The sequence below is a fragment of the Solibacillus sp. FSL R5-0691 genome (assembly GCF_037974225.1).
GTDB lineage: Bacteria > Bacillota > Bacilli > Bacillales_A > Planococcaceae > Solibacillus.
This window is the reverse complement of the sequence record NZ_CP150231.1, coordinates 57501-72546: the sequence shown is the minus strand read 5'-3', so window position 1 is coordinate 72546 and position 15046 is coordinate 57501. Positions and strand designations below refer to the sequence as shown.

Annotated in this window: 14 protein-coding genes and 2 rRNA genes (1 of these 16 running past the window's edge); 1 reads left to right on the top strand and 15 read right to left on the bottom strand. The window is 39.7% G+C overall.

Annotated features, from left to right (window positions below; genetic code table 11):
• Positions 1-293: 293 nt before the first annotated feature.
• The 3 genes from MKY51_RS00330 to metG all read right to left on the bottom strand — a co-directional run bounded on the left by MKY51_RS00330 (position 294) and on the right by metG (position 4692).
• Complete coding sequence (locus MKY51_RS00330; RefSeq protein ID WP_339174652.1) at positions 294-1493, bottom strand: ubiquitin-like domain-containing protein; 1200 nt, start codon at positions 1491-1493, stop codon at positions 294-296.
• Positions 1494-1706: 213 nt separating this feature from the next.
• The gene (locus MKY51_RS00325) at positions 1707-2480 is read right to left on the bottom strand and encodes a TatD family hydrolase (protein ID WP_339174651.1); all 774 of its coding nucleotides are present in this window, start codon (positions 2478-2480) and stop codon (positions 1707-1709) included.
• Between the two features lie 250 nt (positions 2481-2730).
• On the bottom strand, positions 2731-4692 hold the full coding sequence (gene metG, locus MKY51_RS00320; RefSeq protein WP_339174650.1) for a methionine--tRNA ligase: 1962 nt from the start codon (positions 4690-4692) through the stop codon (positions 2731-2733).
• A gap of 341 nt (positions 4693-5033) precedes the next feature.
• Between metG and MKY51_RS00315 the strand changes: the two genes are divergently transcribed.
• Positions 5034-5312 carry an AbrB/MazE/SpoVT family DNA-binding domain-containing protein gene (locus MKY51_RS00315; RefSeq protein WP_008408305.1) on the top strand — a complete coding sequence of 93 codons (279 nt, stop codon included), beginning with the start codon at positions 5034-5036 and terminating at the stop codon, positions 5310-5312.
• 115 nt (positions 5313-5427) lie between these two features.
• Here MKY51_RS00315 and rsmI read toward each other — a convergent pair whose 3' ends face one another.
• From rsmI to MKY51_RS00255, 12 genes are all read right to left on the bottom strand, one after another.
• Positions 5428-6300 (bottom strand): 16S rRNA (cytidine(1402)-2'-O)-methyltransferase, encoded by an 873-nt coding sequence (rsmI, locus tag MKY51_RS00310; protein ID WP_339174649.1) that lies wholly within the window; start codon positions 6298-6300, stop codon positions 5428-5430.
• On the bottom strand, positions 6281-6559 hold the full coding sequence (locus MKY51_RS00305; protein ID WP_339174648.1) for a GIY-YIG nuclease family protein: 279 nt from the start codon (positions 6557-6559) through the stop codon (positions 6281-6283). Before MKY51_RS00305 ends, rsmI begins: the two co-directional genes overlap by 20 nt.
• Entirely contained in the window at positions 6543-7292 is a 750-nt protein-coding gene (locus MKY51_RS00300) for a tRNA1(Val) (adenine(37)-N6)-methyltransferase (RefSeq protein ID WP_339174647.1), read from the bottom strand. Before MKY51_RS00300 ends, MKY51_RS00305 begins: the two co-directional genes overlap by 17 nt.
• A gap of 87 nt (positions 7293-7379) precedes the next feature.
• Positions 7380-7742 (bottom strand): DNA replication initiation control protein YabA, encoded by a 363-nt coding sequence (gene yabA / locus MKY51_RS00295; protein WP_339174646.1) that lies wholly within the window; start codon positions 7740-7742, stop codon positions 7380-7382.
• Between the two features lie 23 nt (positions 7743-7765).
• Positions 7766-8581 carry a stage 0 sporulation family protein gene (locus MKY51_RS00290; protein WP_339174645.1) on the bottom strand — a complete coding sequence of 272 codons (816 nt, stop codon included), beginning with the start codon at positions 8579-8581 and terminating at the stop codon, positions 7766-7768.
• Complete coding sequence (gene holB / locus MKY51_RS00285; RefSeq protein ID WP_339174644.1) at positions 8574-9578, bottom strand: DNA polymerase III subunit delta'; 1005 nt, start codon at positions 9576-9578, stop codon at positions 8574-8576. Before holB ends, MKY51_RS00290 begins: the two co-directional genes overlap by 8 nt.
• A 122-nt stretch (positions 9579-9700) precedes the next feature.
• Entirely contained in the window at positions 9701-10141 is a 441-nt protein-coding gene (locus MKY51_RS00280) for a YaaR family protein (protein ID WP_339174643.1), read from the bottom strand.
• Positions 10142-10278: 137 nt separating this feature from the next.
• A complete protein-coding gene (locus tag MKY51_RS00275) occupies positions 10279-10608 on the bottom strand; it encodes a cyclic-di-AMP receptor (RefSeq protein ID WP_079523149.1) in 330 nt (109 codons plus the stop codon).
• A 69-nt stretch (positions 10609-10677) separates the two neighbouring features.
• Positions 10678-11307: a dTMP kinase gene (gene tmk, locus MKY51_RS00270; RefSeq protein ID WP_339174641.1), complete on the bottom strand. Its 630-nt coding sequence runs from the start codon at positions 11305-11307 to the stop codon at positions 10678-10680.
• Between the two features lie 19 nt (positions 11308-11326).
• Positions 11327-12748, bottom strand: coding sequence for an aminotransferase class I/II-fold pyridoxal phosphate-dependent enzyme (locus MKY51_RS00265; protein ID WP_339174640.1), 1422 nt, complete (start codon positions 12746-12748; stop codon positions 11327-11329).
• A 253-nt stretch (positions 12749-13001) separates the two neighbouring features.
• A 5S ribosomal RNA gene (rrf, locus tag MKY51_RS00260) occupies positions 13002-13117 on the bottom strand.
• An 84-nt stretch (positions 13118-13201) separates the two neighbouring features.
• Positions 13202-15046, bottom strand: a 23S ribosomal RNA gene (locus MKY51_RS00255); it runs 1084 nt beyond the window's last position.

Genomic DNA, 15046 nt, shown 5'->3' with positions numbered 1-15046 from the left:
GACGGGGACAAAACTTTCTTACAAAGTTATAACCATTGCTAAAATCTAGATTTCCTTCACAATGAAAAAAGCTCCCTCGCCATCAGTCAAAAAGCGAGAAAGCCGATATACATTTTGGATTGTTGAACATACAAAACAGCTGAATAAACAATTATGCCTCGGCATGATTGTATTCAGATTTCCCTTGAAGAATAGCAAGTCGGTCAGCTTTTATCACAAAAAATATGTGTTTAGTGACTTCCATCACTTTCTCAAAGGTTCTTCCACTTCAGCTTGAAATTGCAAAAAATCATTTAGTTCAATACTTTAATACGAACTTTTTTACGTCCCCAGCTTTTTGCTTTGGACGTTGTCGGTACTAAAACATCAATTTTTTTACCTTTTATAGCTCCGCCTGTATCAGCAGCTACAGCATTCCCGTAGCCTTCAACCCATACTTTTGTTCCTAATGGAATAACTTTTGGGTCTACTGCAATAACTTTCATATCCGGATTTGCGCGCAGGTTAAGACCTGCTGCCGAAATACCTGAGCAGCCTGCACAATTTGGTGTATATGCTGTTGCAGTTACATAAAACTCTTTCCCTGAACTTGGTTCACTAGATCGGGAAACATTTGCAGTGACAACTTTTGTCCCTACAGATACAACTTTTGTTTTTGGTTTTTCAACTACTTTTTCAGAAGCAAGCTTTTTCGATACGACTTTACCATTCTCTTTAACGATAGAATATGTGCGTTCTACTTTACCTTTTTTACCTTCTGAAACAACCTTTTCTTTGCCCTTTAATAAAGAAGAATCATTTTTCTTTTCAATTGCGAAATCTACTGATTCTTCCACTACATCGGTAACCTTTTCTACGCGAACAACTGCGATTTTATCGTTTGGAGTGATAACTTCCTCCAAACCTTTGTCGACCCGATCCGATTCTCCTAATTGAACCTCTTGTTGTTTTAAAAAGTTAGCGACCGTAGTCGAAGTGGACCATACTTGTCTCTCTTTTTTGCCATCGACAAGCGTTAACTGAAACGCTTTTTGAATATCGATTTTGTTATCGGCTCCTACTTCTGTATCTAAGCTTTGTGATACAAGATCATGCTCTGTTACTTCAATATTTGCTTCTTCCAAAATGTTCTTCACTACATTTTCAGTTGTCCAAACTTTAGACTGATTTCCATCAACTGAAATTACTACTTCTTTTGCCTGTTCCCATTCTATTGACATTCCACTATCAATACTGGTACTCAGTGAGGGTGATACTTTATCGTATTTTGTATAATCTATATTTTGAGCTGTCAGTAGCTCATCAACCGTAGTTGCGTGTGTATAAATTTTTGTGGTTTCTCCGTCAACTGTTAACGTGACAGGAGTTTTAGTTCCATGGTATAGAACAAATGCAATTACAGATACAAACAGGACTACAGAAAGAATTCGGACCCCTGTTTGCTTACTCCTCAATGATCCTAAGAACTGGCTTTTCATGGATTGATTTGACATGAAAATAACGCCTCCTTAATACAAAGTTGGATTATACGTACTAGTTTTCTTACTGTCAATAAAAAAGAATTTATCAAAAATTGGGCATTTTGCTTGAACTCGTACTGCAACTAGTATTGGAGGCGACTTATCATCTTAAAGCTTTTGCACTTAGAAAAACAATCCTAACGTAAAAATCCGAAATTAATTTCTACTGTTTTTTAGAGTTTTTCATCATTGAATTTTAAAGAAGCGCTTGGCATTTTCCGTAGTTTTTTTAGCAACTTCTTCCACAGGCAATTCCTTCAGGCGAGCAATTTCCTCTGCCACCAATGTAACGAATGCCGGTTCATTTCGTTTTCCTCGAAATGGATGCGGAGCTAAATACGGCGCATCTGTTTCAATCAGCAAATGTTCCAGTGGAATTTCTGCCGCGACTTCTTTTGGCTGACGTGCATTTTTAAATGTTACCGGTCCCCCAAGACTAATCATGAAATTCATGTTTATACATTCGCGAGCTGTTTCAACACTACCGCCGAAACAATGCATAATCCCGCCCACAGCTGCTGCATCTTCTTCTTTTAAAATCTGCACAACATCTCCTGTTGCGTCACGATTATGAATAATAATTGGCAATTCGAGCTTTTTTGCTAATTGAATCTGCTTACGGAACCAATACTGCTGTATATCTTTCGGAGATTTATCCCAGTAATAATCCAAACCAGTCTCACCGATTCCAACAACTTTAGGGTGCTGCGCAAGCTGTTCGATCCAGTTTAAAAACTCATCTGTACAATCAACTGCATCTACCGGGTGCCAACCGATTACTGCGTAAATAAAATCATAATCCTCTATTAGTTGCATCGCACGCTCTATCGTTTTTTTATCGAAGCCGATTACAACCATCCTTTCAACATTTGCAGCAATAGCACGGTCTATAACTTCCTGTAAATCTTCATCATACTGATCTGCGTTTAAATGGACATGTGTATCTATAAATGTTTTCATCTTCATTTCTCCTATCGTGTATTGTACTCATAGATCATATTTCTTAGTTTTCAGTATTATTACATATAGATTACAAAATACTCTTTTATTATTGTTTACATATTATAAAACGATAACCATTATCCCAGTAATCCACTTATCATCCTTTTTCATCCAAAATTAAATTATATTTATATAATTTATTATTATATATTATTAAGTAAATGAAAAAGTCTGCTGAACTTTTCGGGTCCAACAGACTGTTTTCACATTACTTTACTTGTGCACCATTTGCTAATTTCGGATCAACAGTAGCCAATGTTAAAACTCCGTCATGTGAGCCTGCTAAAATCATCCCTTGAGATAATTCGCCGCGTAATGTAACAGGTTTTAAATTTGCAACGACAATTACCTTTTTACCGATAAGTTCTTCCGGTTTGTAATGCTCTGCAATACCCGATACAACTTGACGTTGTTCATAACCTAAATCAACCTGAAGCTTTAATAATTTCTTGGCTTTCGCAACTGGTTCACATGCTACTACTGTTGCAACACGTAAATCTACTTTCATGAAATCGTCAATTGTAATTTCTTCTGTATCCGGTGCTTCAACCGTTGTTGTTTCCTCTTCCTGTACTGTTTTTACAGAGCTCTGCATTTGCTCACGAATGTAAGCAACTTCCACTTCTGTATCAAGACGCGGGAAAATTGGTGTTCCTTTTTCAGCAACTTTTATGTTTTTCGGAATAACATTGCCGAATGTTTCAATTGTGTCCCAATGTAATGATTTTTCATCAAGACCTAATTGTTCAATAATTTGTTTTGGCGCATTTGTCATAAATGGCTGAATCATCACTGCAATATGACGTAAGCTTTCTGCCAAATTGTTCATAACAGCGGCAAGTTTATTTTTGTCAGATTCCTCTTTTGCCAATACCCATGGAGAAGTTTCATCAATATATTTATTTGTGCGTGAAACTAATGACCATATTTCAGAAAGTACGACACTAAACTGCATTTTTTCCATACTTTCTTCATATTTAACACGTACATTTTCAGCATGTTCTTTTAATGCTGCATCATATTGTGTTGCTTCCAAGTTTTCAGTAGGAATTACCCCATCGAAATACTTATTCATCATGGAAACTGTTCTATTTAAAAGATTTCCTAAATCGTTTGCCAAGTCGAAATTTGTACGCTCAACAAATGATTCAGGTGAAAATACGCCATCTTGACCAAATGGCAGCTCACGCAATAAGAAATAACGTGTTGCATCTAAACCATATCGCTCGATTAACATTTCCGGATACACGACATTCCCTTTAGATTTCGACATTTTTCCGTCTTTCATCATAATGAAACCGTGTGCAAAAATTTTCTTAGGTAAGGGTAAATCCAATGCCATTAAGAAAATCGGCCAGTAAATTGTATGGAAACGAACAATATCTTTCCCTACTACATGGACATCTGCCGGCCAGTATTTATTGAATAGTTCTTCATTGTCAGAACCGTATCCTAATGAAGTAATATAGTTCGATAATGCATCGACCCATACGTAAATAACGTGTTTCGGATTCCCTGGTACTTTAATTCCCCAGTCAAATGAAGTACGTGAAACAGATAAATCTTCCAGACCCGGTTTAATGAAGTTATTGATCATTTCATTTTTGCGAGATTCCGGCTCGATAAACTGTAAATTATTTTCATAATAAGCAAGCAGGCGGTCTGCGTATTTCTTCATATTAAAGAAATATGACTCTTCTTTAACTTTTTGCACATCTCGTCCACAATCCGGGCACTTTCCATCGACTAATTGCGTCTCAGTATAGTAGGACTCGCAAGGGACACAATAAAGTCCTTCATATTCACCTTTGTAAATGTCGCCGTTGTCCAAAAACTTCTGGAAAATTTTCTCTACAGAATCTTTATGACGTGATTCAGTGGTTTGAATAAAGTCATTATAGGAAATATCCATAGTATTCCATAATTTTTTGGCACCTTCAGCAATTTCATTTACATAATCTTGTGGATGCATATTTGCTTCCTGTGCTTTTTCTTGAATTTTTTGTCCGTGTTCATCCATGCCTGTTAAAAAGCGGACATCAAATCCTTTTAAACGCTTATATCGCGCTATTGCATCAGATGCAACTGTCGTATATGCAGTACCGATATGGAATTTTCCACTCGGGTAATAAATTGGGGTTGTTATATAGAATGTTTGTTGTTCACTCACGAAAGTGCCTCCATTTGTTTGTTAAGTATAAGTCTTATTCTAACGAAGTACGAAAATTGTTTCAATGAAAGTTTATCGGAATTCAGATTTGTCGAAAAATCAAAACTAAATATTGGGAAATGGTTAAATCTTTCCGACTATTCACAATTTTCTATGGTAATTTTTTTTTATAATTTCCTTAAAAAGTACAAATATGACAAAAAAGTTCCTTAAATGAAGGAAATATGAATGCTAAATTATTGACGTTTATGGTATTAGTTGGTATGATTTTAACTAGATCAGGATGATGTCGAATTTTGACGAATTTAAATAACTTTTTTTATATAGGAGGAAATATTAATATGAAATCAACAGGTATCGTACGTAAAGTAGACGAATTAGGACGTGTAGTTATTCCAATCGAATTACGCCGTACATTAGGTATTGCTGAAAAAGACGCTTTAGAAATTTATGTGGATGACGACAAAATCATCTTAAAAAAATACATGCCTAATATGACATGTGCAGTAACTGGTGAAGTTTCTGATGAAAACATGCGTTTAGTAGGCGGTAAATTAATCTTGTCTTCTGAAGGTGCCGAAGCACTAATGAAAGAAATTCAAGAAAACTTAAAAAAATAATACCACTTACTTAAATAACTGAAGCGGCTACGCGTTTACTAAATTAAGTAAAGTAAAGTATTATATTACCAAATAAAAAAAGCGTTGAAAAGTATGTTGACTTTTCAACGCTTTTTTATTGATGATATGCCTGATAAACGTCACGTTTCGGTAAATTGCGTAATTTGGCCACTTCTTTAATGGCTTCTTTTGAAGATATTTGAGTTTCTTCTATTATATAAGTAACATGGTCTTCCAATGACATAGACGTCCAGTACGCTTCTTCTTCTTCATCGACCTCACCGGAAGTATTCCCTTCCAGCACGATGCAGAACTCACCGCGTATTTCATTTTCATTTGCCCAAATAATCGCTTCGTCTATTGTACCTCGTAAAAACTCTTCAAATTTCTTTGTTAATTCCCGTGCCAGGGTAATTTTGCGGTCACCTAATACGAGTTGTAAGTCTTTCAATGTCTCCTTCAAACGATGTGGCGCTTCATAAAAGATCAGCGTCTCTTCACGTTTCGACAATTTTTCCAACTGTTCTCGGCGTTCCTTTTTATTTCGTTTTAAAAATCCGAAGAAATAAAATGGCTGTGGAGAAAGTCCTGATGCAATCAAAGCGGTTAAAGCGGCATTGGCTCCAGGGATTGGTACAACAGCAAACCCTTCCGCGACTGCTTTTACGACAATATCCGCACCAGGATCTGAAATACATGGTAAACCTGCATCACTTACTAACGCAATGGATTTTCCTTCTTGTAAATAGCCCAGCAGTTTCTCTCCGCCTACTTCAATATTATGTTCATGATAACTAATAAGCGGTGTTTGAATATCGAAATAATTACATAGCTTTTTCGTATTGCGCGTATCTTCTGCAGCAATAATATCGACTTCTTTTAATATACGCAGTGCACGCATCGTCATATCTTCTAAATTGCCAATAGGTGTCGCTACTAAGTATAGGCAGCTTCCTTGTTCGTGCTGGCTACTTTTTTGTGAGTTCATCTGTAGCACTCCTTATATACTTTATTTTTTGGGGACGCTTTAATTGTTTAAAGGCATATTCCGCGGACATGGCCTGCTGTTTTGTTTCAAATGTTTCAAAATAAATACATGTTACCGGTCCGCGTGCCCGTGTATATTTTGCCCCTTTACCTGCATTATGTGCTGCAATTCGCTTTTCTAAATTATTCGTATAACCTGCGTATAGTGATGCATCACTGCACTCTACCACATAAAAGTAATGTTTATTTTCCTTCTCCATATAATAGTGCCCTCACTTCTGGCGTATACTCATTGTTATCCTCATATACGTATAATGGTGGCAATACTTTCAAGTCCGGCTTTCCGTCTTTAATTGCTTCAATCAACAATGTATTCGCTTCTTTTCCGCGTTTCGGATAAACAAACTGAATACGCTTCGGCTCCAGACGATTTGCACGCATCGCACTAACAATATCCAAAAGCCTGCCTGGTCTGTGTACAAAGGCTGCCTTTCCACCTTGTTTTAATAGACGGCTTGTTGCTTCGACTGCTTCATCAAGTGTTAAATAAAGCTCGTGTCTAGCAATCGCATAGTGCTCGCTCGTATTTTTTTCACTTAATTCATGTGCCAAAAAATAAGGAGGGTTACATGTGACAGCATCATATTTTTCAATACCAAGTGTACCAGGTGCATCTTTTACATCACCTAGCTGCATGTCGATCTGTTGCGCCAAGTCATTGTATGCAATGCTGCGTGTTGCCATATCATGCAACCGCGGCTGCAGTTCTACACCTGTAATTTTTGCATTTGTCCGCGCACTCAAAAAAAGAGGAATTACCCCATTGCCTGAACATAAATCAATAATATGTCCTTTATTTTTTGGAACTTGTACAAAACGCGCCAGCAATACTGCATCCAATGAGAACGAAAAAACAGACGGGCTTTGAATAATCCGTAAATCTTCCGCCAGTAAATAATCTAATCGTTCATCATCCTTCAACCATTGTTCCACTATTAAATCCTCCACTTAACGGCTATTTTAATCAGCCTTTTCTAAACAAAAGACTGATATCTACTTTAGCAGATTCAGCCTTTTGTTTTAACCATTTTGTTTATTTAAAAATGATAGACAGAACAAACAATCTTCACCTTTACGTGAGCTTCCAAAATGCACATGACATACGTGGAAACCTTCATTATAAAGCCTTGCCAAATTATCGTACCCTTCGCCAATATCTACTGGTTCTTTTTTCAGCTCTTCTACTACTCGTTTACTTGCAGTTGCTTCATTCGCTAATAGTTCTTCTAAGCGCGTACGTAGGTGAAGGTTTTCTGTTTGAAGCGTCTGATGCTCCTCCATCATATGCGCAACAAATTGCTTAAGTGCGCTAAATTGCTGTTGCATTGATTCAAGCTGTTGTTCGAACTCCATAACAGTATCCAAAAAATTACGGTCCTTCACTCAAGCCACCCCATTAATTCTATCTATATCAGATTTTTCTCATATTGCATAAGCTCTTCAAGCGTATATTCAACCATACGCTCCTGCTTCGTCAAATATACTTGAATGAGTCGCTCTAATACATTTAATCCGACGACTTTGCCTTCGCCTTCTGGTGTCATTGATAAATCACCGATGTCTGGCATACCTTCTTTAGCAATTTCATAATCATCATTTTCGTATTTTAGACAACACATTAAACGTCCGCATAGACCGGAGATTTTTGTCGGATTCAGCGATAAATTCTGGTCCTTTGCCATTTTAATCGACACAGGCTCAAAATCACCTAAAAATGTCGAACAGCAAAGCATTCTTCCACATGGACCAATCCCGCCAAGCAGTTTCGCTTCATCACGAACTCCAATTTGACGTAGCTCGATTCGCGTACGGAACACACTAGCTAAATCCTTTACTAATTCCCGGAAATCTACACGTCCTTCTGCTGTAAAATAAAAAATAATTTTATTACGATCAAATGTATATTCAACGTCAACGAGCTTCATATCCAACGAATGCTCCACAATTTTCGTATTCGCTAACTCAAAGGCACGTTTTGACTCAATAGTATTTTCTTCTACCTGGAAACGATCACGTTCATTGGCTGGGCGAACTACTTGTTTTAATGGTAAAACAACATCATTTTCCCCGACTTGTCGCATTGGTACAACGACTTTGCCATATTCAATTCCCCGCGCAGTTTCCACGATTACATATTCGCCAACTTCCAAAATATAAGCGGCTGGATCAAAATAATATATTTTACCCGCTTTTTTAAAGCGAACTCCGACTACATTATACAAATGTATACCCCTCCTGAAGATTCAGCATAAGCTGTTCCATCAATAACGTACGATTCATATTACGATTTAAATTCGTGCGGGCCTGCAAAATAGACTGCATTTGTCGTGACAGCTTTTCATATGTCAATACGAGCGCCATTTCATTAAATCGTTGATACATATCGGGATACGTGCACTTTGCTTGCTGATTCGCTTTAATCGCTACAATATCGCGGTACGCAAACAGCAGCAAATCCAGTGCTAGCTCCATATCTTCTTTTTCTTTGAAGAGTGGTAGCCATTCTTCATGAATATATAATAGTGCTTCATGAACATTTTGATGAACAATCTCTACTAATTTTAACACTGTTTTTCGTGCAAGTACAAATTGCTCATCATTTGCAAGTGCAATAGCTGTTTCAAGATCATTTGTCACCATGCTTGTTGTCGATGCCATTGAATTTGTAATTCCCTGTTCTACTAGCTGATCGAGCAGCGTAGTACGAGGTGCTTTAGCAAATTTAATATGCTGACAACGAGAACGAATCGTCGGAATGATAGATTGAATTTGCTCAGTTATTAAAATTGCCACGACCTGTCCGTCCGGTTCTTCTAAAAACTTTAAAAGCATATTAGCAGAAGCAATGTTTAATTTATCTGCATGGTGCAGCACATAAATTTTCTTGCCTTCCTCTACACCTGTCATCTTCATTTCAGCAACTAAATCTCTTATTTGATCAATTTTAATAAATTGTCCATCAGGCTCTACTTGCCAAATATTCGGATGATTTCCCGAATCGACCCGTCTGCAATTTCGACATGTTTCACATGGAACATTTTCTGACAAATTTCCGCAAAGAAGAAGTTTCATAAAAAAAGAGACGACATCACGTTTGCCCGTACCTTTTTCACCATCAAATATATAGGCATGTGCTAAACGATCTTTATCTACAATTGTTTGTAGTTGCTTCATCACTACAGGTTGCAGCTTTGTAAGCTCTTCAATAGTTCGTGTCAATTCCCTCACCTTTTTCATTTCCTGCTTCTATTTATTTGAATGCCCTATGTACAATTCAAACAATATATATTCTGCCTGGAAAAATGCCCGTGTCTAGTGCACATCAAAGACACGGGCATTTATTACATATACAGATTTATTAAAAGTCCCTTAATCTCGCCAATTTTCGCTAATAACTCAATAGACTCTTTTTCTTCATTTAAAATATCTTCTGCCAATTCGACAAGATGCTCATCAATTGTTTCGACAATTTTTAAGCGGCGGCCTTCACCAAATCGGTTCCATGTATGTGATTGCTTCGTCTCAAGTCCATAATCTACAGCTTCCTGTAAAAAACGTTTCACAAGCATTTTAAAGCGTGCTAATTCACGTAAATTCCGTGATCGCGCTACACGGTCTCCCGCTGTAGAAATATCGCCCATTAATCTAGTGAGCTGCTCTGACTGCATTTTCGACTCTTGCTTTACAATCATGTCACCAAAGCGATTGCCGTTTTGATTTGCCGGACGCAAATCATTGCGATTCGCATTTAAATTTGTGCGGAGATCTTGATTAATCTTCATTTACCATTCGCCTCCAAAAAAATAACGCCCCACTATACTTACTACCGAACTCGGTTGTGTACGCGCAAGTCATGTTGGCTGCGCAAATTTACCAATACCGACTGGGGCTTCAATTTCCTTCAGTCTGTTGAAAGAAATTAAAAATGATGGAATTGTTCGATTGGTAATACAAATACAATCGCTCCTCCAACTTCAACTTCAACAGGGTACGGGATGTAAGAATCTGCGTTACCCCCCATTGGAGATACAGGAGCAACCATTTGCTCACGTGACCGGCAATTTTCACGAATAATATCTAATAACTTCGGAATTAAAGAATCATCCGTACCTATTAAAAATGTCGTATTCCCCGATCGTAAAAATCCACCTGTACTCGCTAATTTTGTCGCACGATAGTTGTTTTTTGTTAATGCATTCGATAAGCGGTTGCTATCTTGATCTTGCACTACTGCTACTACTAACTTCATCCGTACTCACCCCTTCATTGAATTGGTTCCTCTATTATATCATAAATAAAAGGTACACTTCATTTACTTTTACCCTAATAGCGGATTTAAAATCCCCCATACTTCTTCTACCACCATCTCGATAGGCTGGTCGGCATTCACCATTTTAAAACGGTTAGGGTATCGTCTCATCGCTTCCTCGTACCCTTCATATACTTTTTTATGAAATGCCAGACCTTCCGTATCCAATCTGTTAATTTCATCGCTGCGTGTCGCATGAATACGTGCTAATCCTTTTTCAGGTGCAATATTAAAGAAAATCGTTATATCCGGAAGACGCTTTCCTATCGCAAATTCATTAATGGCAAGTACATCATCAACTCCGATTTCCCGTGCATAGCCCTGATATGCCAATGATGAGTCAATAAATCGATCGCATAGTACATGCTTTCCTTGTTCCAATGCAGGCATAATTTTTTCGTAGAAGTGCTGTGCCCGTGCTGCAGCATATAATAATGCTTCTGTTCGCTCATGCATTTTTGTATGTGCCGGGTCTAAAACAACGGCCCGGATTTTCTCAGCGATTTCAATCCCGCCTGGCTCACGTGTTAGTAATGCCTCAATACGCTTTTCCTTTAAACGCTCGCCAACTGCCTTTAATACACTCGTTTTTCCGGCACCTTCCCCGCCTTCAAACGTTATAAATAAATTCCTTTGCATTTTTATATTCTCCCTGCATCTATATTATGACTTGTATTAATTTCTCCTGTAATCTATGATCTCCCTGGAACATTGCCCCGATGGCAAGCAGCTCCTCTAACTGGCCAATTTGTACTCCCGTAATTTTTTCACCTTGTACAAGTAATGGAATTCCAGGCGGATACGGAATAAGTGTTGTAGCTGCAATACGTCCGATAGCCAGGTTGTAGGGAATCCATTCTTTTTCTGCCCTCTCTATTTCATCAAAGCTATACTGAGGTTGTGTAATAGCCGTCGTTTCGAAGCTTTCGATTTCATTTGTATTTTCAATGGTTGGAAACTTTTTTAAATGTGTATATGCCTCTTTCATACGGTTACATATATCCGCAATTGAATAAGAGTCTCCCTGCTTTAACAACGGTAAAATTAAAAGTACTTGTTTTGCATCTGCCAATTCTACATATACATGAAATTTCTCTAATGCCTCTTTTAATTGAAATCCTGTATAACCCGGAGCACGGACTAATAGTTTTAATGGATCACTCACTTCAACAACCTGCAAATCTATTCTTCCTGTCAAAGACTCAATAAATACCAACCGTTTCTCCATAAGATACATGTAATCAGCTTCCGTGTAATTCGCCACATAACTTCTTGCATCATCTAGGGAAGCTAACAGTAAATACGACGGACTACTCGATTGTAACATACGTAAATAACGGTTTACTTTCTGCTCACTTACTAATGATGTTTTCATATGTAAAAAGGAAGCCATGGTCATTGCGGGTAATGTTTTATGTGCGGACTGGACAACAATATCTGCACCTAGCTCCAGTGCCGATGCGGGCAGCTTCTCAGATACAGTTAAATGGGCTCCATGTGCCTCATCAACTAGAACAGGAATGTTATATGCGTGGCACAATTCAATTTGTTTCGCCAAATCATCTGCTGTTACACCGTAATATGTCGGATACGTAAAAATAGCGGCTTTCGCATTGGGATAGCTCGCTACTGCTTGCTCTAATGTTTTAAAATCGATACAACCTGCTGTCTGACTTTTTATATCCCATTTTGGTGAAACATATACAGGATTCACTCCTACAAGTTCCAATGCATGAAAAATAGATTTATGTGCATTTCTTTGAACAAGTACTGTATCTCCCTTTTCACATGTTGCATAGATCATAGCCAAGTTTCCAACTGTTGAGCCATTCACTAAAAAGAAACTACGACTTGCTCCATATGTTGATGCGAGAAGCTGCTCTGCCTGTTGAATGGCTTCTTCTGGATGATGGAAGTCATCCAGTCCTGTCAGTTCGGTTACATCGTACTTTAATGCCTGTTTTATTTCGTTGGGTAAATTCGAAAGCAACCCATTTTTGTGTCCAGGCACATGAAAAGATTGCGGATCATCCGCAACAAACTTTTTTAATGCTTGAACGATTGGTCGATCATTGTTCACCACGTTCACCTCATTTTCATTGTCCTTCTATTATAAGATGCATCCGTCTTTCAGACCACCATTGGCGTTGGAATTACGACTATTAGTAACTGCATCCATCATTGCTTCTAGGCTTTCATTTCCCCAATACTCAATGACAACAAAACCCTTTTTTGAACAAATTATAATGGTTACTTTCTGCAGTAAAATAATATATAGTATTAGCTTTTAAACAAAACAAAAAACCCACTGATTTCTCAGTGGGTTTACATGTGCGAAGCGACGTCCTACTCTCACAGGGGGAAGCCCCCAACTACCATCGGCGCTAAAGAGCTTAACTTCCGTGTTCGGTATGGGAACGGGTGTGACCTCTTTGCCATCATCACTTCACTATAGTGGGCTTTAAAAACCCTTGAAAAGAATTTTCATTCTTTCAAAACTGGATAAACGTTTCATTGAGTTGTGCAATAAAATGTGGTTAAGTCCTCGACCGATTAGTATTCGTCAGCTGCATGCGTCACCGCACTTCCACCTCGAACCTATCTACCTGATCGTCTTTCAGGGGTCTTACTTACTTGCGTAATGGGAAATCTCATCTTGAGGGGGGCTTCATGCTTAGATGCTTTCAGCACTTATCCCGTCCATACATAGCTACCCAGCGATGCCTTTGGCAAGACAACTGGTACACCAGCGGTATGTCCATCCCGGTCCTCTCGTACTAAGGACAGCTCCTCTCAAATTTCCTACGCCCACGACGGATAGGGACCGAACTGTCTCACGACGTTCTGAACCCAGCTCGCGTACCGCTTTAATGGGCGAACAGCCCAACCCTTGGGACCGACTACAGCCCCAGGATGCGATGAGCCGACATCGAGGTGCCAAACCTCCCCGTCGATGTGGACTCTTGGGGGAGATAAGCCTGTTATCCCCGGGGTAGCTTTTATCCGTTGAGCGATGGCCCTTCCATGCGGAACCACCGGATCACTAAGCCCGTCTTTCGACCCTGCTCGACTTGTAGGTCTCGCAGTCAAGCTCCCTTATGCCTTTACACTCTACGAATGATTTCCAACCATTCTGAGGGAACCTTTGGGCGCCTCCGTTACTCTTTAGGAGGCGACCGCCCCAGTCAAACTGTCCGCCTGACACTGTCTCCTACCCCGCTAAGGGGCATGGGTTAGAAGTTCAATACAACCAGGGTAGTATCCCACCGACGCCTCCTTCGAAGCTGGCGCTCCGAGATCTCTGGCTCCTACCTATCCTGTACAAGTTGTACCAAAATTCAATATCAGGCTACAGTAAAGCTCCACGGGGTCTTTCCGTCCTGTCGCGGGTAACCTGCATCTTCACAGGTACTATAATTTCACCGAGTCTCTCGTTGAGACAGTGCCCAGATCGTTACGCCTTTCGTGCGGGTCGGAACTTACCCGACAAGGAATTTCGCTACCTTAGGACCGTTATAGTTACGGCCGCCGTTTACTGGGGCTTCAATTCACAGCTTCGCTTGCGCTAACCGCTCCTCTTAACCTTCCAGCACCGGGCAGGCGTCAGCCCCTATACGTCACCTTACGGTTTTGCAGAGACCTGTGTTTTTGCTAAACAGTCGCCTGGGCCTATTCACTGCGGCTTCTCTAGGCTATGCACCCAAAGAAGCACCCCTTCTCCCGAAGTTACGGGGTCATTTTGCCGAGTTCCTTAACGAGAGTTCTCTCGCACACCTTAGGATTCTCTCCTCGACTACCTGTGTCGGTTTGCGGTACGGGCACCTCTCACCTCGATAGAGGCTTTTCTTGGCAGTGTGAAATCAGGAACTTCGCTCATACGAGCTCGTCATCACAGCTCAACGTTAAAGTATGCGGATTTGCCTACATACACGCCTTACTGCTTGAACACGCGCAACCAACGGCGTGCTTACCCTATCCTACTGCGTCCCCCCATTTCTCAAACGGTGAGGAGGTGGTACAGGAATATCAACCTGTTGTCCATCGCCTACGCCTATCGGCCTCGGCTTAGGTCCCGACTAACCCTGAGCGGACGAGCCTTCCTCAGGAAACCTTAGTCATACGGTGCATGGGATTCTCACCCATGTTTCGCTACTCATACCGGCATTCTCACTTCTAACCGCTCCACCAGTCCTTCCGGTCTGACTTCAACGCTGTTAGAACGCTCTCCTACCACGCATACTCAAAGTATGCATCCACAGCTTCGGTGAATCGTTTAGCCCCGATACATTTTCGGCGCAGCGTCACTCGACCAGTGAGCTATTACGCACTCTTTAAATGATGGCTGCTTCTAAGCCAACATCCTGGTTGTCTAAGCAAC